Here is a 20830-nt window from a genome sequence, read left to right as displayed (position 1 = left end):
AGTTTTTTGGTTTTGGGGGAGCGTTAACGTACACTATTTTTACGTGAACGTTAACGAATATAAGAATACATTTGATTATAAAAAATAGATTTATCAATTTTTATGTTAAAAAAATAAGGTTTTGCCAGAAAATATTTACCTCAAGAATTGTTTTTAATGCCAAGTGAAAGCGCTTTAAATGGAAAACCTCACCATGATAATGACGAGGTTTTTCAACTATAATTTAGAAGAAGTAAACTGAAAGCTACCAGCACTCTCCTGTACGCATAAAGCGCCTAGCGGCAAAGATACCTGCTATAATTGCCTGAAATCTATTGTGCCCTCCACGTATACTGTTTATATATACTTCGCAAGCACAGTTTGCCGCTTCCGTAGGAAAGTCGCGATGATAAATATCGCATGCGCCCGGTTCATTGCGAGGAAGATCAGGAAGTTCTGGACTTAATTCTGGAAGTTTTGGAAAAATAGGCCGCACCCAGTCATATAAAGCATTTTGATCATAGTGTATACCTAGTGCCTGTTCAGATTTCCATATTGGAAAATCACCTTTGCTAAAATCATTAAGAATAGCTTTGGAAAGTTCGAGATTGTCAAATTCACTTAGGGCGTAGTACAATTGCTTTTCACTTTTTATGGGATACTTTATTTTTGTAAGCATTTCAATGCTGGAGAATATATTTTTCAATTCTTTATCTTCACTTGTCGCCTTCATAGACTCCATCTTGAGGCTACTTTTTGATGATACAGACTGCAGTTGCTGTTCTGTGGCAGGTTCTTCATAAGGAACTTCATAATTTTTCTTTGAACAAGAAGTGAGAAAAAGTAGGATAGCTGCCAATCCTGTTCCGAAAAGTTTCAATTTTGTTTTCATAAATTCATATTTTTAAGATTCATCTATTTCTTTATGTAAAGGCCAACAACAAGGTTAACATCAAAAATCAGATTTTAGGTGTTCCTTTATAACCAAACTTCAAATGAAAAATCACAATCTCTTCGGGTTACTTCTAGCGACCCATTTTTTTCTGTCTTTAGCTTTAATATCCTGTAAAAATGCTTCTCCTGAGAAAAAGGCAACTACAGAAAGTACTATGGTAGATTCACTTTTGGTGTATAGCCCTTATACGGCGAACCCCTCCGATTTGAAAATATCTAGATCTGATTATGCTCATAGATTACAGGGTTTTTGGCTGGCCCAATGCATTGCCAATTGGACGGGTTTGGTAACCGAAATGGATAAAATCGGTATACCCAATAAAGAAGGAAAAGGGGGAGGCTTCTATACTAGAGACGATTGGGGGAAGCCTGATCAGCCCAATCTATGGGGTTCTAATAACTATTCGAAAACCATAGATTTTTTATTTGCGGCCCCAGATAGCATTTGGGGAGCCGATGATGATACCGATATTGAGTATATCTATCAAAACCTACTGTACAACAATAAGACAAGTCTATTATCAGGAGAACAAATTCGTGATGGCTGGCTTAAGCATATCAAGTTAACGGAAGAGAACTTTCTGTGGGTTTCTAATCAAAGAGCACTAGATTTGATGCAAGAGGGAATGGTTCCCCCTGCTACCAGCGCCCCAGAGAATAATGCTGATTACGAAATGATCGATGCACAATTGACCACCGAGATATTTGGTTTTTTTGCACCTTCTCGGCCTGATGTTGCCTTAAAAATGAGTCACTTGCCCATACAAACTGTTGCACGTGAAAATGCGGAATGGATATCGGAGTTCAATGTAATCATGTATGCCTTAGCACCTTTGGCAGACCATAATAAATCTAACAAAGAGAATTTACATTGGATGGCTTCGGAAGCGCGAAAACGTTTGCCCAACGATTCCTATGCCGCCAAAATGTTTGATTTTGTAAAAGAAGAATATGAGGCTGGAGCGACTTGGGAAGCTGCACGAGATGCCTTACACCAGAAGTATCAGATACGACAAGAAGACGGATACCCTTGGGCCACAAAAGACAAAAGTTGTAACGGTTGTTTTGCTGCTGGAATCAATTTTGGCGCAAGTATTGTCAGTTTACTCTATGGCGAAGGTGATCTCAAAGAAACGATAAAAATAGGAGCACTCTGCGGATGGGACTCAGACAACCCCACAGCCACCTGGGGCGGACTACTCGGTTTTATGTTGGGTAAGGATGGGGTTGAAAAGGCTTTTGATAGAAAGTTTGCCGATAAATTCAATATCCATAGAACGCGTATAGGCTTTCCGAACAATGGAATAGACACCTTTCAAGAAATGGCAAAAAAAGGCATTTATGTAATCGACAGAGCGGTGCAAGAGGAAATGGGGGGCGGCGTCGATCTTGAGGAAGATGTTTGGTATATTCCGCAGCCAGTATTGAAAATCGAAGCTGGCCAATAGTTAAATCAACTTCTGTTCGATAGCGATCTTTATTAAAGAAGCCGCATTCGATACCTCCATCTTTTGCATGAGGTTGCGACGGTGCGTTTCTACAGTCAACGGACTTATGAAAAGTTCATCAGCAATAGTATTGGTGGTTTTTCCTTCAGCAATTAAACGAAGAATATGGGTTTCTCTACGTGTCAGTTTGGGAATATCCTTGCCTTCTTGAGAAACCGAATCGGCTAATATTTTCTGTACCTCACTGCCAAAATAAAAATTACCTTCATGCACTTGACTAATAGCCGTCACCAACTCATCGGAGGTGGCATTCTTCAGTAGATATCCTTTAACTCCGTTTTTGATCATCTGGTTGATAATACTAGGTTCACTATAGGTGCTTAGCCCCAAAATCTTTATAGTAGCTCGCTTCTCAAGAATAAATTTGACCATTTCAACACCGTTGATGTCCGGTAGATTTACGTCTAACAGAATAACATCTACTATTTCCTTCTCAAGAAATTCAAGTGTGTCTTTTCCATTTGTAAAATGGGTTGCGACTTGTACAGCTTCATTGTCGCTTAAGAGCGTTTTTAGCCCCTCTATTACCATAGGGTGGTCATCTACAATCAGTACACTTATGGGTTTATGCTGCATCGATATTAATATGTACGTTGACGGTTGTGCCTTCATTTTTTTCACTTTCAAAGTCAATATTCCCTTTGAGATAAGCTACTCTAGTCTGCAAGTTCGACAAGCCCATACCAGAACCCTTTTTCTGTAGACTTTCATTTTGATTAAAACCGACACCATTATCTTCTACAGTTATGTCTACCTGATTACCTTCTCTCATAAACTGCACCAAAACCTCTGTTGCCTTGGCATGCTTTATGGCGTTATTAATAAGTTCCTGTATCACACGATACATGGTTACTTGTTGGTTGATATTGATACCTTTATCAGTACCATAGAACTGTAAGGTTACTTTGGTGTTACTACCAGTCATACTACTACAATAATCTTTCAGAGCTGCTTGAAGCCCAAACTTAACCAGGGTCTCAGGCATCATATTACGGGCAATACTGCGCAGTTCGGTCAAGGAATCATTAAGATCTTTCATAACCTTTTGCAATTGCTTTTTTGGATATTGCTTGGGTTCGTCTTTGTCTAGTTTGGATAGATTCATACTAATTCCTGAAAGTCTTCCTCCTAGACCGTCATGCAGATCAATAGCGAGTCGCTTTCGTTCTTTTTCTTGGCCTTCTATCATCGCGGAAAATATTTTATTCTGCTGTTCTTGTTTTAAGAGGTTCATTTCAGCCTCTTTTATCAGTTCCTTTTTTCGGGCTTTTGAGAGCTTTCTATTATAGAAATAATAGCCACTGAACAGCAGTAATGCCAAAATACTGATGATTACCCCGAGTAAATAGGCCTGTGATTTTTTCTTCTCTAGAGACAGGGCGGCTTCATTTTTTTCATTTCTTAGCGCTAATATTTCTTTTTCTTTAGTGGCTATTTGATATTGTGCTTCTAGGTTTTGCATATCGGAGCCTAAGTTTTCGATTCTCATACTATCGATCGCGACAATGTAATCCTTCAAATAGAAATAAGCTCTTTCAAAATCCTTCAAGTTGGCTTCGTGTTTTGCCAATCTAAAATAGGAACCTACAATATCTTCCTTAGAGTGTTTATTTTCCCAAAAATTTAGATATTTCAAAGTGTATTCTCGGGCTTTGCTATGGTTTCCCATCTTATCATAGATGTCAGCATATCTTTGATACAAAAGCCTTAGGTAGTAACTGGTAGAGTTATTATCAAAGTAATCATGTGATTTGTTGAGCGCTGCTATACCTTTTTCATATTCTTTTACACCCCCGTAATAAAGACCCAATTCTCCGTAGTAGCTTGGTTGGTAAAACGAGTTGGGAATTTGGTCAAGATTTTTCTTGGCCAGTTCCAAAACTTCTTTCATTCTAGACAATGAATCCATGCTAAATAGCGCTGGTGAAAATGCGAGGCTGTGGTACACGATGTCTTCCGGCCCACCTATTTCCTCAAACTGCTTTTGGCCAATCATGAACAATTCGTAAGCCTTATCAAAAATCGATAGGTTATTGTATTTGATGGCAAGGTTGGTATTTCCATTGGCTACAAACATTTTATCACCCATCATTTCTGCTATGGGTATGGTCTTTGTTGCGAGCTCGATTTCTTTTTCCACATTTCCTTCATAACCATAGGCAACCCCAAGATTGTATTGTCCTCGAAGCCATATTTTCATATTTTCTTTGGTGGAGTCTTTTTTGATAAGCTTGTTTGCAAACGCATTGCCTTTGTAGAAATATTTTTTCGCATTTTCCGGATCTACATAATCTAGATAACCACCAGCTACATCGATGTGAGCCTTCGCCATTCCTTTAAGATATCCTATTTCCTTACTGAGTTTTATAGCTGCAAAACCGTTTTGAAAACACTTTACCGAATCTACGCCTCCATAAGTTCTGGCAAGTTCTGACAATACATGCACACGGGTCGTGTCATGTATTTTTAGGGTAAGCAGGTTTTCTAAGCTATCAATACGACCTTCACGTCCGGTTTGCGCATTGACACAACCAGTAAACAGTAAAAGGCAGATGAAGAATACCGATCTCATGGTTGTGGCGTCTTGATTTTGTTCAAGCCAATATACTACAAGTACATGGTACTATAAATACCATACAATTAATATACTGGAAAACCAGTAGAAAAAAATACAATCAACTGGGTATTCCCTTCGAGATACATTTTGGCTACTTTGGTCACATTACAAAATAGAGCTGTTTTTTATTTATAGCGAACAACTGCTACTAGGAGTCTGTAACGTACAATTTATATAAAAGAAAATTACAATTGCATTAACTATAGGCACGCTTACGTTTTGTTCTGGAGGAATATCTATGGAAATAAATTCTTTGGATTCTACCTCCGGAGCACGTTGGTGTTTTCTGTATGGGAAGTATTTAGTTACCATCTTAAGATTGTAGTGTAAAATTTAAATAAAAGTAGGTTTGAGTTTGGTTTGTAGAAAGAGCCCAATCTCTTCAAGAGATAGGGCTTTTTTGTGCAGTATAATTAGAGTACTACTGGAAATCCGGTAGAGAATGTTACAGAAATCCTGTAGCAAAAAATACAGATTTCACGCGATTTACTTCAATGATTGTATGCGCTACTTTGGGGCCATAATATTCAACTAAAAATTAAGATTATGAAAAGTTTAGTAACGGTAGTAGCAGTAATAGTATTCGGTTTGTCAAACGTCTCCACTTCAGCGCAGTACTTTGGAGTAGAAGCTGATTTTGGTATTAGTAATGTCTTTATATCAAACCCTAGGGCTGTTGGTTTTAACCCACTTTTAAGTGCCAAAATTGGTGGCACGGTAGATTTTGACATTGCTGATAATTTTTACCTGCATACAGGACTTGGTTTTTCAAAAAAGGGTGCTGCGACCCTTGACGACGGAAACCTTAATTTCTTTTATATTCAAGTGCCGATAGGTGCAAGATTTAGCTTTGTTGAAATAGGAGCTGAAAGTAGCCTTTATGCGGAAGCAGGTCTTTATACAGGGGTATTGTTGTCTGCAAAATTTAACGGTTTTAAGCAAGATGTTGGCAATACGACCTTGGATGATTGGAAACCACTGGATTTGGGGTTATATACGGGGGTTGGTTTTGCCATAAATGATGCCATAGATGTGGGTTTTGCGACCGAATTTGGTCTTTTGAATATTGATCCTGAACAATCGGTATTTAGTTTTAAGAATGCTGCGTTTATGCTAGGAGCTAATTTTCGCTTTGGAATATAGCTGCCTTTTTTTGCTCTGAAATTTATAGGTATTTATTTCTATTTGAGCTAGTTTAGTTGAAGAACCCTGTATCGAATTATTTGGTATGGGGTTTTTCGATTTTGGTCAAAAAATCATCATTTCAACCCATTTTTTATCAAGTTTGACCAAAATTTAGCTCCGATTCCCTTTTTAGCATGGCATTTGCCATATTCATAATTCAACGATTAAAAAAAAGATTATGAAAACAACAACACTGCTTATTAAGGAGATTTATTTAGAAGGTTTTAAAAACTTAGGAAGTTATATCCTAAAGAATTATTTAAAAATCTTTTCATGGTTCTGTTTTGCACTGATTTTTATAGGGTTATATGCATTGGTATTTAGAATGTTTACTGGCTTTGCCTTTGATTAATAACCCAAAATTTGATGTGATGAATTCAGAATCAAACCACTAGAAAGCCCATACAAACAAGGTATGGGCTTTTTTTTGATGATTATATTGGAATATTTCCATAAAATAGGATATATTCCATATATTAGCTGTCCCTTTTTAGGATAGCAATGACCAAAACCATACTCCATATCGATCTTGATACCTTTTACGTATCTGTAGAGCGGCTTCTAGATAGAGAGCTCCAGAATAAGCCTTTGCTAGTGGGAGGTACGGGAGATCGTGGTGTAGTGGCCGCCTGTAGTTATGAGACCCGTGGTTTTGGAGTCCATTCAGGAATGCCTATGCGAATGGCGAAAGAACTCTGCCCCGAGGCTATTGTAATTCGTGGTAATGCCGGCACGTATAGCAAACATTCCGATATGGTCACCGAAATCATCAAAGAACATGTGCCGCTCTTTGAGAAATCGAGTATCGATGAGTTTTATGCAGACCTTACAGGAATGGATCGCTTTTTTGGTTCTTATAAATATGCTACTGAGTTACGGCATAAAATTATTGAAGAGACAGGGCTGCCTATTTCCTTTGGATTGTCGGTCAATAAGGTGGTATCTAAAGTAGCCACGAATGAAGCTAAACCCAATAATCAATTGAAAGTCGATCAAGGCCTCGAGAAAATTTTCTTAGCCCCACTTTCAATTAAAAAGATTCCCATGGTGGGTGATAAAACCTATCAAACATTACGCAATCTGGGTTTGCGACAAGTGCGCACCGTACAGGAAATGCCCATGGATGTAATGCAGCGTGTGCTGGGTAAAAACGGAGGGGTAATTTGGAAGCGTGCCAACGGAATGGATAATACGCCCGTAATTCCCTTTTGCGATCGAAAGTCCATTTCTGTGGAGCGCACTTTTGATAGAGATACCATAGACGTTGTAAAATTGAAGGGTATACTCATAGCTATGACCGAAAATTTAGCGTATCAATTGCGCAGAGGTGAAAAATTAACGGCCTGTATTGCAGTAAAGATTCGTTATTCTGATTTCAATACCTATTCGAAACAATTGCGCATTCCGTATACGAGTGCCGACCATATTCTAATTCCTAAAATCTTGGAACTATTCAAGACGCTTTATAATCGAAGATTATTGGTGCGCTTAGTAGGTATTCGGTTCAGTCACCTGGTATCGGGTAATTACCAAATCAATCTTTTTGAAGATACCGAGGAAACTTTAAATCTATACAATGCGATGGATACCATTCGAAATCGCTATGGAGATAAAAGCGTGATTCGTGCTTCAGCCATGGGTTCCAGAACCATTGGGCGAATGCACAATCCATTCAATGGGCAACCACCTGTTGTGCTGGCGCATCGAAAACAATGAAGAAGATGTAAGATTGCTGCGCTGTAATAACCTAGACAGAAGAGGAATTTCTGATCGATCCTTTCGTCTTAGCAGGAGGCACGACGAAGCGACCTCTCTAATTATGGTAGAAATTTCTAAGCATCAGTGCGTCAGCCTAAACAACAGATTGGTTCGGCCATAAAGAGCCTTGCAAAGATGTTTTGAATCAACATTAAATACGTTAAGCACTTTGTGTTTGAACTTGATACTTGAACTTGTATTTGAATTGCCATACATATTACAGCCTTCGCTACGGCACTTTTTCAGAACTAGAACTCCTGAAATTGGCGCAACAAAATCATATAGGCCAATTAGCACTTACTGATATCAACAACACCTCGGCCGGGCTCAATTTTGTTCGCAAGGCTCATGAATATGGGGTGAAACCTATTCTTGGTATTGATTTTAGAAATGGTGTTGATCAATGTTTTGTGGGTATTGCCAAAAACAATGAAGGCTATTTAGAACTGAACGATTTCCTTTCAAAGTACCTGCACGAGGAAAAAGAACTACCACCCATTGCTCCGAAATTTGAACATGCTTTTATAGTGTACCCCTTTGAAAAGGTAGTGCAGAACGATCAGTATGTGTTTGCCGAGTATGAATTCATTGGGGTTTCCATTGCCGACTTGCGGCGTTTGCCTTTTTCAAGATTGTTGAAACTCAAAGATAAATTGGTCGTACAACAGCCGGTGACTTTTCGTAACAAACGCGATTTCAATGCACATCGATTATTAAGGGCTATCGATAACAATACACTGCTGAGCAAACTTTCGCCAACCGAACAGGCCAGTGAATCGGAAAAGCTATTTCCTATTGAAAACTTGGTGAATGCTTTTGGAGAATACCGTTTTATTTTGGAAAACACAGCGCATTTGATGAATGCATGTGCTATTTATTTTGACTTTTCCAAAGGAAGAAAACCACAGAACTTAGAAAATTATTTGGGCAGTCGTGAACAAGATGAAAAACTCATTGAGAAATTATGCCAAGAAGGCTTGCCATATCGGTATCCAAAAGTAGGCGAAGCTGTTATAAAGCGTTTGAAAAAGGAGCTGGATCTTATCAAAAAAATGGGTTTTGTATCCTACTTTTTAATCAATTGGGATATTGTTTCTGAGGCCAGAAGAAGGAAGTTTTTCTATGTAGGTCGAGGTAGCGGTGCTAATAGTGTTGTCGCATACCTCTTGCGTATCACCGATGTTGACCCAATGGAGCTCGATCTGTATTTCGAACGATTCATCAACTTATACCGCGCCAATCCTCCAGATTTTGACATTGATTTTTCGCATCGCGATCGACCTGTAATGACCAAATATATTTTTGAACGTTTTAAAAATGTCGCTTTGTTAGGTACTTATGTCACCTTTAAATGGCGGGGCATGGTGCGTGAATTGGGAAAGGTATTCGGACTCCCAAAAGACGAGATCGACAATTTGTGTGACGGTAATTTTCAGGCTTCCCGATTAGATGGAGTTTCTTCCCTAGTGGTAAAGTATACCCAACTTCTTGAGGGCATGCCGAATTATTTGAGCATTCATGCAGGTGGAATTCTCATCAGCGAAAAACCATTACATTGGTTTTCGGCTACACATTTACCTCCCAAAGGATATCCAACTACACAATACGATATGGTTATTGCCGAAGATGTTGGCCTATACAAATTTGATATTTTAGGACAACGTGGCCTTGCAAAAATCAAAGAATCTATAGCCATTTTAGAACAGACTCGCCCCGACGAATTTGCCAAATGGGATATTCACGATATTAAAAGATTCAAAGCAGACCCCAAGATAAACGACCTCATAAAAACAGCGCAATGTATGGGCTGTTTTTATGTCGAATCACCTGCTATGCGTATGTTGCTCAAAAAGTTGGAAGTCGATACGTATTTGGGGTTGGTCGCAGCAAGCTCTATTATTCGACCGGGAGTAGCAAAAAGCGGAATGATGAGGGAATATATTCTACGACATCGCAATCCTGGTAGGACTGAAGAAAAAGCCCACCCGGTCATGCTAGATATCATGCCTGATACTTATGGAGTCATGGTGTATCAAGAAGATGTTATTAAGGTAGCGCACCATTTTGCAGGGCTTGATCTTGGCGAAGCTGATGTGCTGCGCCGAGGTATGAGTGGCAAATTCCGTTCTCGGGAAGAATTTCAAAGGGTAGAACAAAAGTTCATTGACAACTGCCGTCAAAAAGGGTATGAAGATAAACTCATCTTTGAAATATGGAATCAAGTAGCCAGTTTTGCAGGCTATGCTTTTGCTAAAGGGCATTCTGCATCCTATGCTGTGGAAAGCTACCAAACTTTGTTTTTAAGGGCCTATTTTCCATTGGAATATATGGTGGCCGTACTCAATAACGGCGGCGGCTTTTACCGCTCTGAGTTTTACATTCACGAAGCTCGAATGCTAGGTGCCAAAATACACGCCCCCTGCCTTAACAAGAGTTTTGCTGGTAATCATATTTATGGCAAGCAACTGTATTTGGGTTTTATGTATTTGAAGGAATTGGAAGCCCGTGTCATTGAACGTATTTTGAAAGAGCGCATTCAAAACGGAACATTTATTTCTTTGGAAGATTTTCTAGATCGGGTTTTGATATCTGTAGAACAAACCAGTATTCTCATTCGCATCGATGCGTTTCGGTTTACAGGAACGAACAAACACGAACTCTTATGGAAAGCGCACCTATTCTTAAATAAGAATATTAAAATTGACCATCCGAAATTGTTCAAGCCCAAACAGCAAAATTTTGAAATTCCTAAGCTTTATACCACCGATTTAGAGATGGCCTTTACGCAGTTGGAACTGCTAGGCTTTTGTTTATGTAGTCCGTTTGAGTTGTTGGCCAAACGGCCAAAAAATACAAACGGAAGCAAAGATCTAGAGCGTTATCTGAATAAACGTATTGATATCTATGGGTATATAGTTACCGTAAAAAATACCAGTACTCATAACGGCAAACAAATGCATTTTGCCACGCTGGTCGATCAGCAGGGCGAAGTTTTCGACACAGTACTTTTTCCGCCTGTAGCAGCAAAATATCGATTTCGTGGTAGGGGAGTGTATCGTTTTTATGGCAAGGTGGTCAGCGAATTTGGATTTTTGAGTATTGAGGTAATCAAAATGCAGAAGGAAGATTATGTGCCAGATCCAAGGTATGCTGATATGAAAACTACAACTAGAGAATTGGGTTTTATACGAAAGAATAGTTCGTCATCTGAAGAAAAATCTATTCCAAGGAAAAATGAAGTGGAAGATTCTCAACATCGAGACTTACAAGAATAAACTTAAAAATGATTCGCATTTCAAAAGCGGGTTTTTATAAACTAAAAAGAGCTCCGTCTTTCGATCGGAGCTCTTTTACGAGAACACTATATGAAAATGAAAAAATTTACTTCTTAATTACACTCCAAAGATATAGCGATACCGCGGTTTAGGAAAAGAAATGATGTGTAGCAAGGCAAAGTTGTGGTGAGTGCCTACAATTTTGTTTTGAACGAAATCATTTCGTATAGTATTTCGCTCAATAGCGTTGCTCTATTCTTGAAATAAAACCTAATTTTAAAGACAATATAATTTACTATGACGTCTGATTTTCGTAGAAATGTTTCAATAAGGGGTAATGATGATTTTTCAGAAATTAAACTGAAAGACCCGGTTCGTGTTGCCGCAGGGACGTTAGGTGTCAAGGAAGCACTTCGTCATAGTTTTAAGGAAATGGGCGTAGTTCGTTCAATGACGGCTTTGTTAGATATGAATCAGCAAAATGGTTTCAGCTGCCCTAGTTGTGCCTGGCCCGACCCAGAGAAACCCTCTAAGCTTGCCGAGTATTGCGAAAATGGAGCAAAGGCCTTGGCCGATGAGGCTACAACGGCACATATCGGAGCGGATTTTTTCGGCACACATTCCGTAGAGGAACTTTCACAATTGACAGATTATGAACTGAACAAGTTTGGTCGCATCATCGAACCCTTGGTACTCAAACCGGGTAGCATACATTACGAACCCATTTCATGGCAGGAGGCTTATGTTTTGATTTCTGAAGAACTTAAAAAACTCGATTCTCCTGATGAGGCCATCTTTTACACTTCGGGGCGTTCAAGCAACGAAGCAGCCTTTTTATATGGAATGTTTGCCCGTGCTTTCGGAACAAATAATATGCCCGATTGTTCTAACATGTGTCATGAATCAAGCGGTGTTGCGCTTAGCGAGACATTAGGAATCGGAAAGGGCTCAGTCAAATTAGAAGACTTGTATGAGGCCGAAGTGGTCATAGTTGCGGGTCAAAACCCGGGTACCAACCATCCGCGAATGCTATCTGCTTTAGAGAAATGCAAGCAAAACGGCGGGAAAGTAATCAGTATCAACCCCCTGAAAGAATCCGGACTCGTAAATTTTAAGAATCCGCAACATTTAAAAGGATGGATAGGGCCTGGAGAAGATATTGCCGATTTGCATCTTCCTGTGAAAATCAATCAAGATATTCCACTGATCAAATTGATGCTGATAAAACTTGCGGCTTTAGACGCCATTACAAATGAGATCTTTGACCACAATTTTTTGAGGAGCTATGTTCATGGCTACCAAGAATTGATCAATGATTTAAAAACATACGACGAAAAGGTTCTTTTAGCGCAGTCAGGTGTTGCACTTGAAAAAATCAATGAAGCAGTCAATCTTCTAGCGACCAAATCGAAAATAGTAGTTTGTTGGGCCATGGGGCTTACACAGCATAAAAATGGTGTGGAAAATATTCGTGAATACGTGAATCTCTTGTTGTTGAAAGGCGCCATCGGCAAACCCAATTCCGGCACTTGTCCGGTACGTGGGCATAGCAACGTACAAGGCGATCGAAGCGTGGGGATTATGCATTTTGTAAACAAAGAACTGAATGAACGAATAGAAAAGCATTTGGGATTCGTTCCTCCGTTCAAAGAGGGCTATGATACCGTTGGCGCTATGAAAGCGATGCACGACGGCAAAGCAAAAGTGTTCATATGTTTGGGAGGCAATTTTTTAATGGCAGCGTCCGATACCGAATACACTGCAAAAGGAATACAGCATTGCGACCTTAGCGTTCAAATAAGCACCAAACTAAATCGTACGCATTTGGTAACCGGAAAAACCGCATTAATACTACCCACCTATGGGCGCTCAGAAAAAGATATGAAGGCTGGTAAAATACGACATATCACTATTGAGAACAGCATGGGGCAAGTACGGCAATCGCGCGGACTGCTAAAACCGGCTTCCAATACGATCAAAAGCGAGCCCGAACTAATTGCAGAACTGGCGCATACGTTTTTCAATGGAAAACACCCTATGGATTGGAAATCTATGGGAGAGAACTACGAACTCATCCGTGAAAAAATAGACCAAGTCGTTAAGGGGTTTCAAGATACCGAAAAACGTTCGAAAGGTGCGGGATACTATTTGCCCAACAATGTGAGGGATCTAGATTTTAGTAAACTGCCCAATGGTAAAGCCCAGTTGACCATCAATAAGATACCGAAACATAACTTGAATTCAAACGAATATATGCTAATGACTATTCGTTCGCACGATCAATTCAATACAACAATTTACGGAATGGATGACCGGTATCGCGGCGTATACAATGAACGCCGAGTGCTCTTTATGAATCCTGAAGATATGGAAGCGGCACTTCTAGAAAAACTAGCTGTTGTTGATATTATCAGTACCTATGATGGCATTGAACGGAAGGCGCATAAATTTAGGGTGATTCCGTATGCCATACCTAAAGGAGATTTGGCTGCTTATTTTCCAGAAACCAACGTGCTAGTACCCCATAATCATTTTGCCGACAGAAGCAAAACGCCCATCAGTAAATCAATCAAAGTTAGGTTGAAAAAAGTCTAGCCTACTTAAAAGCCGCATGGCCAGTAATATCCATTCCGGTAATCAATAAATGAATGTCATGTGTACCTTCATAGGTAATTACGCTTTCCAAATTCATCATATGGCGCATGATGCTATATTCACCAGTAATACCCATACCGCCTAGAATTTGTCTAGCTTCCCTTGCGATTTTGATAGCCATTTCTACGTTGTTGCGTTTCGCCATTGATATTTGGGCAGTGCTCGCTTTGCCTTCATTTTTTAATTGCCCTAGTCGGAAAGCCAACAATTGTGCCTTTGTAATCTCTGTAATCATTTCAGCTAGTTTCTTTTGCTGGAGTTGGAAAGCTGCTATTGGTTTTCCAAATTGAATGCGTTCTTTGGCATAGCGTAAAGCGGTATCATAACAATCCATGGCGGCTCCAATGGCGCCCCAAGAGATTCCGTATCTGGCAGAATCCAAGCATCCTAATGGAGCACCTAATCCAGACTTGCCTTCCAAAAGATTTTCCTTTGGCACTGCTACGTCATCGAAGATTAATTCGCCTGTTGCTGAGGCACGTAAAGACCATTTGTTGTGGGTTTCAGGAGTCGAAAATCCTTCCATGCCACGTTCAACGATGAGTCCGTGAATACGACCTTCTTCGTTTTTTGCCCAAACAACGGCGACATCGCAGAACGGAGAATTTGATATCCAGAGCTTTGCTCCATTCAAAAGATAATGGTCGCCCATATCTTTGAATTTGGTTTCCATCCCACCCGGATTAGAACCATGGTTTGGTTCTGTTAAACCGAAAGAACCCATCCACTCTCCAGAAGCTAATTTAGGAAGGTATTTTTTGCGTTGTGCTTCATTTCCATAGGTATAAATCGGATACATGACTAATGAAGATTGAACAGATGCAGTAGATCGAACACCACTATCTCCGCGTTCGATCTCTTGCATAATGAGCCCGTAACTGATTTGATCTAATCCAGCTCCACCGTATTCTTCAGGAATATAAGGTCCGAAGGCACCGATTTCTGCCAATCCACCAATAATTTGCTTGGGGAATTCAGCTTTTTGAGCATACTCTTCAATGATAGGAGAGACGTCACGTTTCACCCATTGACGGGCAGCATCACGTACCAATAGATGTTCTTCAGACAATAAATCGTCAATATGATAGTAATCTGGGGCTTCAAATAAGTCGGGTCGCATAGATCGCAATTTTCATCAAAGGTAAATAATAAAAATATAACAATACATTCATTAAATGTTACATTTTTAGATAAAAGGCCTGCGTCAATTCTTGGTAGGCCGCTGTGTATTCATGTCGCTTTATTTCAACGGTCAATGTATCTTCAACCACTTTCCCTTTTGTAAAACTGAATTCCAATAAACTTCTTTTTATTTCCGCAGATGGATTTCCCTTTACCCTTAAGATTCTATTTGGAAAAAGGCCAAGAGACGTAGCCAATGCCATAAAAGTAAGCTCTTCTTTATAGGGAATTATAGTCGCAAAACGACCGTTTGTAGAAAGTAGTTTTGACACTCCTTCTAGCAATTCATCAAAAGGTAGCGATTTGTTTTGCCGTGCATTATCTCGAGCAACATTGCCACTTGAAACCTCTTCTGAATAAAAGGGTGGATTGGAAAAAATCAGGTCATAGGGCTCTTCAATTTCTTCTAAAAACTCATCCAATCCTGCATGATAGCAGAATAAGCGATCGGCCCAGGGTGAGGCTTCAAAATTCTCTACGCATTGCTCGTAGGCATCCTCATCAATTTCTAATGCTTCAATATTTTCAGCCAAACTTCTTTGTGCCAACATCAAAGACAAAAGGCCAGTTCCCGCGCCAATGTCCAACATTGAATTCGGCATATTTTCTACTGATATCCAAGCACCGAGAAGTACACCGTCAGTACCAATTTTCATGGCGCAGCGGTCTTGGTTAATCGTGAATTGTTTGAATTTGAAGGGTTTACTCATTCTAGTTTTCCTGGCTCTCTAGTTTCTGAACCTTCCAATTCTAATAAAGAATCGCCCAATCGTGAGCGCATTGCATTGGCGAGTAGTTTGATTTTTGCTACAACTTCCGGATTTTCTTCCGCAACATTTTTCGTCTCGCTGATATCGTTAACCACGTCATACAATTCAATATCTTCCATGTCTATCATTTTATAATTGCCAGGCAAACCGTCGTTCCCTAATTCCTGTCCGTTCATCGTGCGATAGCGATGTGGAAAGTACAACTTCCATTGGCCATAGCGAACACCGAAAAGTTCATTTACGCGGTAATAAAAGAAATAGGCTTCTTGCGGACTTTCTTCGGATTCTCCGGTCAGTACCTTCCAAACGCTTTTGCCATCAATGGTTTTCAAAGGTAGTTCGGCATTTGTAATTTCAGCGATGGTAGGAAGCATATCAATGGCCATTACTGGCATGTCTATTACTTTTCCAGCTTCCAATTGATCAGGAAATTTCATAATAAAGGGCTCGCGCTGGCCCCCTTCCCATGCCGTGCCTTTACCTTCTCGAAGTGGATATGCACTTCCAGCATGGTTACCGTAAGACAACCACGGACCATTGTCTGAAGTGAAAATGACAATCGTATTGTCTTCCAATCCATTGGCTTTTAAAGCTTTCATTATTTGTCCAACAGACCAATCGATTTCCATAATGACATCACCATATAAACCTCTGTTTGATTTTCCTCTAAACTTGTCTGATACAAATAACGGTACATGCGGTTGTGGATGTGGCACGTATAGAAAGAACGGATTGTTTTTGTTACGATTGATGAAATCAACGCTTCTCTCCGTAATTTGAGTAGTAAGCTGTGATTGTTCAAGTAACGTATCTATGATCGTTTCGTTTTCATACAGAGGCAAATCGGGAAAATTAAAAATTGGCCCTTGCTGCGGATGAAAGGGCCACATGTCATTGGAATAAGGAATACCGAACCATTCGTCAAAACCGTGTCTGGTAGGTAGAAATTTTTGGTGATGCCCCAAATGCCATTTACCATAAATAGCGGTTTTGTAACCTTTGGCTTTGAGCATCTCGGCCATCGTAGTTTCTGAAGCACTTATGCCATGGGTGTTACCCGGACCCAAAGCATTGTGAATACCAATACGGTTGGGGTAACAACCCGTTAAGATTCCTGCACGTGAGGCAGAACAAACGGCTTGGGCAGAATAATAACTGGTGAGTTTTATTCCTTCAGAAGCCATTTGGTCTAAATTTGGTGTTGCAATATCGTCAGCACCAAAAACGCCAACATCTTGATAGCCCTGGTCATCGGTAAATATCAAGACGACATTAGGTGGTGTCATGGCTGGTTTTTCTTCTTTCTTGACTTCAGTCCGACAAGAAAAAAGTATTACAGGGGCGACAAGAAGTATTAGCTTCATATGCAGATCACTCATAAAATGCAGTTTTAGTTTAAAATGATTTCGTCAACAAACACCCAGCTACTGCCTCCAGGGGTTGAGTGCCATGATGGATTTTTAAGCTGACTTTTGACTTCTACTTTGACATATTTTGCTTTTGTAGGGGGGATTTTCATATCGAAAAATGCTAGTGAGACGTCATTGTTAGGCTCTTCTTTTGGTAATTTCATGCTCTTTATTCGTTTGAATTGCTTTCCATTTTCCGAGGTGTAAATCGTTAATCCGACCGGAAAGAAAATCCAATTGGTAGGGGCAGAAAGCGCTCCAACGGAGATTGATGAAATCTCTTGGTTTTCCTTCAAGGTTAAGGTAGTACTAAAATGGCTACCTTCATAGCCAAGCCAAGCACCATCTACAAAATTTTTGGAACCTCGTTTTAAATCTACAAGGGTTTTGCCCTCTTGAGCTTTGTATTTTTCGTTGGGGGGCTTGTTTAAGGCAACTTCTACATAATCAAATGAGGTAGTTTTAAATTTTTGTGTGCTAACCTCGCTTGTTTCCCAACCTTCCTTCATTACAACAGCTTGAATCGTTGTTGACGCAGAAATGTGAAAAGGGGCCTTGTAAATTATTGAAGTACTATCGGGTTGGGTTCCGTCGAGGGTGTAGAATATTTTTGAATCTTCGAAAGTGTTTTCCAAAGCAATTTTTAGACTGTCTTTAAAAAAAGCAGTTTTCGCTACGATTGTTGGTGGAGATAGGGAAGCTGCTAAAAAGGCATCTTTTGGAACATGTTGAATAGCGATGTCGGGAAAATCTATTTGAAATTTTTCAATTTCTTCGTTGGTCACTTTTGTTTGATATAGGTAAAGTGATTTTAAGGAGGCTATATTTTTTACGAATGTAAAAACGGTATTATCGACAACGGTGCCGTAGAGATTGAGCGATTCTAAAAATTCGAATTTTTTGATGACCGCTAGTGCCTTGTTCGTAATGGCTGTATTCTGTAATTGTAATTTGGTAAGATGCTTAAATGGGGCAATGAGGTCTGCAATGGTATCGTTGAATTTTGAATTGCCTAAATTTAATTCCACTATGTTTTCGGCATAATCTTCTAAGGCTTTTAGTTTGGTCTTCATTTGTTTTTGCTCCCCGAACAAAGTAGCAATCAATAAGGGATTTTTATCTGAAATTGGATAAATTGTAATTCCAGTAGCCTTCATTTCTTGTAGCCACGCTGCAGGTACCGCTTCTACTTCTTTGGCTATTAAGGCATGTGGCGAATCGTCTTCTTCAAGACTGGTCAAGATGACTTCAAGTCTTTCTGAGGTTTTTAAATCTTTGGTTTTGCAATCGAAACAATACCCATTTGCAACCCACCATTCCACCAACGCAAGTTCTTCTGAAGTCAACTGAACTTTACCTTTTGGGGGCATGTGTTCTTCATCTTCCATGGGTAAATGCATGCGGTGTAGGAGCAAAGGTTTCTCGAGAACTGTGTCGAACAGACTTCCAGAATCGCCTCCTTTTAAAAGACCAGTTTCAGACGACATTAGTAGTCCGCCTTTAATTTTTCCTTGATTGTGGCAACTGATACATTTGGCCTCCAATATGGGATGAATGATATCCTTTTGCACCTTGGCTTCTGCCACGTCCTTAATGATTACTTCTGCTGAACTCGTATTCCGAAACAGGTAATCTTCTCCATGTGTCATATTGCCGCCGTAATGACCGGTGACTGAAACCAGTATTAAAACTAGTACAAATGTGGGAATATAAAGTTTTTGAATAGGTTTTGATTTCGTACGTTTTAGAAAGAACAATAGGATAGTGGTCACGGTGAAGGCAACGGCCATCCAACGGTGTAAAAAGAGTAAGTCTTCATCAAAACCGCCTTCCTCTCCTAGTAACCAGCCAGTACCTAAAGATACCAAAGCCGTTATACCAGCTATGCCAAGGGCGAAAAGAATCATCTCATCGCCAGACGGTTTTTGCCGCAATCGGTTATAAATTTCCAAAGCAAACGCCAATAAGATAATACCAATAGGTAAATGCACCAATAAAGGATGAAAATGTCCAATTTGAATGGCCAGAAAAGTCATACTCATTATACCAGAATATCTTTAACGAGGTGACCTTCTACATCAGTTAGTCGGAAACGCCTTCCTTGATATTTATAGACTAACTTTTCATGGTCAATGCCCAGTTGATGCAACATGGTTGCTTGAAAATCATGAACATGAACGGGGTTTTGAACAATATTATACCCGAATTCATCTGTTTCTCCATATACGATACCAGGTTTGATTCCTCCTCCGGCCATCCACATGGTGAAGCACCTTGGGTGATGGTCTCTTCCGTAGTTGGTATCTGTTAATAACCCTTGTGAATAGTTGGTTCTTCCAAATTCACCGCCCCATACCACTAGCGTATCTTCCAACATACCACGTTGCTTTAGATCGGCTATAAGTGCTGCCGAGGCTTGGTCAACATCTTTGGCTTGTTTTTCAATGGCATTAGGTAAGTTATCATGTTGGTCCCATCCCATATGGTATAATTGAATAAAGCGCACATTTTGCTCTGCTAACCTTCGGGCTAATAGGCAGTTAGCGGCAAAAGTACCGGGAATTTTGGCGTCAGCCCCATACATTTTGTAAATGTAATCAGGCTCTTTTTCGATATTCATCACTTCAGGAACAGAAGTTTGCATACGATAGGCCATCTCATATTGTGCAATTCTACTTTGTATTTCCGGATCTCCTGATTTCTGATAATGCTGATCATTCAATGCTGCCAATTGGTCTAACATGGCCCGTTTTGTTCTTTTGGAAGTGCCATCGGGGTCATTCAAATAAAGTACGGGGTCTTTGGCAGCCCGAAATTGTACGCCTTGATGTAGTGAATGTAAAAATCCGTTACCCCAAAGGCGAGTATAAAGAGGCTGACCATTTGGTCTTCCAGAACCTCTTGAAAGTAAGACAGTAAAACTCGGTAGATTTTCGTTTTCGCTGCCTAGACCGTAGCTTAACCACGAACCAATACTTGGTCTTCCTGGTTGTTGTGATCCTGTCTGAAAAAAGGTAACTGCAGGGTCATGATTTATGGCCTCAGTATACATTGATTTTACAATACATATATCATCAACCATTTTCGCAGTATGGGGTAGTAGATCGCTAACCCAGGCACCACTTTTTCCATGCTGTTTAAAACCAAATTGCGATCCTACTAGGGGAAAACTGTCTTGACCAGAAGTCATGCCCGTAAGACGTTGGCCATTGCGAATTGATTCTGGCAAGTCTTCTCCGCGTCTCTTGTTCAAGGTTGGTTTGTAGTCAAAGAGTTCTAGTTGTGACGGCCCCCCACTTTGAAATAGATAGATGACTCTTTTGACTTTTGCAGGATGATGCAATGAATTCAAAACCCCTTTAATACCTCCAGCACCCGAATCGGAGGTTAGTATACCGTTCTCATCTTTCCGAAAGCAATTTACGCCAAGAAGCGATGACAAAGCTACTCCACCAATACCCAGTGCAGATTTCCCTAAGAAAGTCCTGCGATTTAAGATTAAAGATCGGTCCTCAATGATTTTCTTCTCGCTCATCTA

General features: G+C 40.0%; 14 protein-coding genes. 6 read left to right on the top strand and 8 right to left on the bottom strand.

Annotation, left to right across the window (positions count from 1 at the left end; genetic code table 11):
- Window positions 1–244: 244 nt before the first annotated feature.
- On the bottom strand, window positions 245–871 hold the full coding sequence (locus tag ABJN95_RS02105) for a hypothetical protein (RefSeq protein ID WP_348368334.1): 627 nt from the start codon (window positions 869–871) through the stop codon (window positions 245–247).
- 103 nt (window positions 872–974) lie between these two features.
- Here ABJN95_RS02105 and ABJN95_RS02100 point away from each other — a divergent pair, with 103 nt between their 5' ends.
- Window positions 975–2381: an ADP-ribosylglycohydrolase family protein gene (locus ABJN95_RS02100; RefSeq protein ID WP_348368333.1), complete on the top strand. Its 1407-nt coding sequence runs from the start codon at window positions 975–977 to the stop codon at window positions 2379–2381.
- On the opposite strand, the gene ABJN95_RS02095 is transcribed toward ABJN95_RS02100, so the two are convergent.
- Together ABJN95_RS02095 and ABJN95_RS02090 are read right to left on the bottom strand one after the other, a co-directional pair.
- Window positions 2382–3017 carry a response regulator transcription factor gene (locus ABJN95_RS02095; RefSeq protein WP_348368332.1) on the bottom strand — a complete coding sequence of 212 codons (636 nt, stop codon included), beginning with the start codon at window positions 3015–3017 and terminating at the stop codon, window positions 2382–2384. It lies immediately after the preceding gene.
- Complete coding sequence (locus ABJN95_RS02090) at window positions 3007–5013, bottom strand: sensor histidine kinase (protein WP_348368331.1); 2007 nt, start codon at window positions 5011–5013, stop codon at window positions 3007–3009. The genes ABJN95_RS02095 and ABJN95_RS02090 overlap by 11 nt, the downstream gene beginning before the upstream one ends.
- Before the next feature lie 591 nt (window positions 5014–5604).
- On the opposite strand from ABJN95_RS02090, the gene ABJN95_RS02085 reads away from it, so the two are divergent.
- The 5 genes from ABJN95_RS02085 to ABJN95_RS02065 all read left to right on the top strand — a co-directional run bounded on the left by ABJN95_RS02085 (window position 5605) and on the right by ABJN95_RS02065 (window position 13871).
- Window positions 5605–6201 (top strand): porin family protein, encoded by a 597-nt coding sequence (locus ABJN95_RS02085; RefSeq protein ID WP_348368330.1) that lies wholly within the window; start codon window positions 5605–5607, stop codon window positions 6199–6201.
- 220 nt (window positions 6202–6421) lie between these two features.
- Window positions 6422–6595 carry a DUF6747 family protein gene (locus ABJN95_RS02080; protein ID WP_348368329.1) on the top strand — a complete coding sequence of 58 codons (174 nt, stop codon included), beginning with the start codon at window positions 6422–6424 and terminating at the stop codon, window positions 6593–6595.
- Window positions 6596–6744: 149 nt separating this feature from the next.
- Window positions 6745–7959, top strand: coding sequence for a DNA polymerase IV (gene dinB / locus ABJN95_RS02075; RefSeq protein WP_348368328.1), 1215 nt, complete (start codon window positions 6745–6747; stop codon window positions 7957–7959).
- A gap of 236 nt (window positions 7960–8195) precedes the next feature.
- On the top strand, window positions 8196–11276 hold the full coding sequence (dnaE, locus tag ABJN95_RS02070) for a DNA polymerase III subunit alpha (RefSeq protein ID WP_348368886.1): 3081 nt from the start codon (window positions 8196–8198) through the stop codon (window positions 11274–11276).
- Between the two features lie 297 nt (window positions 11277–11573).
- A complete protein-coding gene (locus ABJN95_RS02065; protein WP_348368327.1) occupies window positions 11574–13871 on the top strand; it encodes an FdhF/YdeP family oxidoreductase in 2298 nt (765 codons plus the stop codon).
- A 1-nt stretch (window position 13872) separates the two neighbouring features.
- Here ABJN95_RS02065 and ABJN95_RS02060 read toward each other — a convergent pair whose 3' ends face one another.
- Genes ABJN95_RS02060 through ABJN95_RS02040 form a run of 5 tightly spaced genes read right to left on the bottom strand, consistent with a single transcriptional unit; the run spans window position 13873 to window position 20827 of the window.
- Entirely contained in the window at window positions 13873–15051 is a 1179-nt protein-coding gene (locus tag ABJN95_RS02060) for an acyl-CoA dehydrogenase family protein (RefSeq protein ID WP_348368326.1), read from the bottom strand.
- Window positions 15052–15109: 58 nt separating this feature from the next.
- Window positions 15110–15823, bottom strand: a complete 714-nt coding sequence (locus tag ABJN95_RS02055) for a methyltransferase (protein WP_348368325.1) — start codon at window positions 15821–15823, stop codon at window positions 15110–15112.
- Window positions 15820–17262, bottom strand: a complete 1443-nt coding sequence (locus ABJN95_RS02050) for a sulfatase (protein ID WP_348368324.1) — start codon at window positions 17260–17262, stop codon at window positions 15820–15822. The genes ABJN95_RS02055 and ABJN95_RS02050 overlap by 4 nt, the downstream gene beginning before the upstream one ends.
- Before the next feature lie 11 nt (window positions 17263–17273).
- Complete coding sequence (locus ABJN95_RS02045; protein WP_348368323.1) at window positions 17274–19334, bottom strand: FN3 associated domain-containing protein; 2061 nt, start codon at window positions 19332–19334, stop codon at window positions 17274–17276.
- Entirely contained in the window at window positions 19334–20827 is a 1494-nt protein-coding gene (locus ABJN95_RS02040) for a DUF1501 domain-containing protein (protein ID WP_348368322.1), read from the bottom strand. Before ABJN95_RS02040 ends, ABJN95_RS02045 begins: the two co-directional genes overlap by 1 nt.
- Between the last annotated feature and the right edge of the window lie 3 nt (window positions 20828–20830).

It is taken from the genome of Maribacter sp. (genome assembly GCF_039974175.1).
Classification (GTDB): domain Bacteria; phylum Bacteroidota; class Bacteroidia; order Flavobacteriales; family Flavobacteriaceae; genus Maribacter_C.
Note: the sequence above shows the minus strand (reverse complement) of the source record. Positions and strands in the feature narration are given on the sequence as shown.

Coding starts and splice junctions, on each gene's coding strand:
- ABJN95_RS02105 (WP_348368334.1), bottom strand. CDS start 871: ATGAAAACAAAATTGAAACTTTTCGGAACAGGATTGGCAGCTATCCTA.
- ABJN95_RS02040 (WP_348368322.1), bottom strand. CDS start 20,827: ATGAGCGAGAAGAAAATCATTGAGGACCGATCTTTAATCTTAAATCGC.
- ABJN95_RS02090 (WP_348368331.1), bottom strand. CDS start 5,013: ATGAGATCGGTATTCTTCATCTGCCTTTTACTGTTTACTGGTTGTGTC.
- ABJN95_RS02045 (WP_348368323.1), bottom strand. CDS start 19,334: ATGAGTATGACTTTTCTGGCCATTCAAATTGGACATTTTCATCCTTTA.
- ABJN95_RS02085 (WP_348368330.1), top strand. CDS start 5,605: ATGAAAAGTTTAGTAACGGTAGTAGCAGTAATAGTATTCGGTTTGTCA.
- ABJN95_RS02100 (WP_348368333.1), top strand. CDS start 975: ATGAAAAATCACAATCTCTTCGGGTTACTTCTAGCGACCCATTTTTTT.
- ABJN95_RS02065 (WP_348368327.1), top strand. CDS start 11,574: ATGACGTCTGATTTTCGTAGAAATGTTTCAATAAGGGGTAATGATGAT.
- ABJN95_RS02050 (WP_348368324.1), bottom strand. CDS start 17,262: ATGAGTGATCTGCATATGAAGCTAATACTTCTTGTCGCCCCTGTAATA.
- ABJN95_RS02060 (WP_348368326.1), bottom strand. CDS start 15,051: ATGCGACCCGACTTATTTGAAGCCCCAGATTACTATCATATTGACGAT.
- dinB (WP_348368328.1), top strand. CDS start 6,745: ATGACCAAAACCATACTCCATATCGATCTTGATACCTTTTACGTATCT.
- ABJN95_RS02055 (WP_348368325.1), bottom strand. CDS start 15,823: ATGAGTAAACCCTTCAAATTCAAACAATTCACGATTAACCAAGACCGC.
- ABJN95_RS02080 (WP_348368329.1), top strand. CDS start 6,422: ATGAAAACAACAACACTGCTTATTAAGGAGATTTATTTAGAAGGTTTT.
- ABJN95_RS02095 (WP_348368332.1), bottom strand. CDS start 3,017: ATGCAGCATAAACCCATAAGTGTACTGATTGTAGATGACCACCCTATG.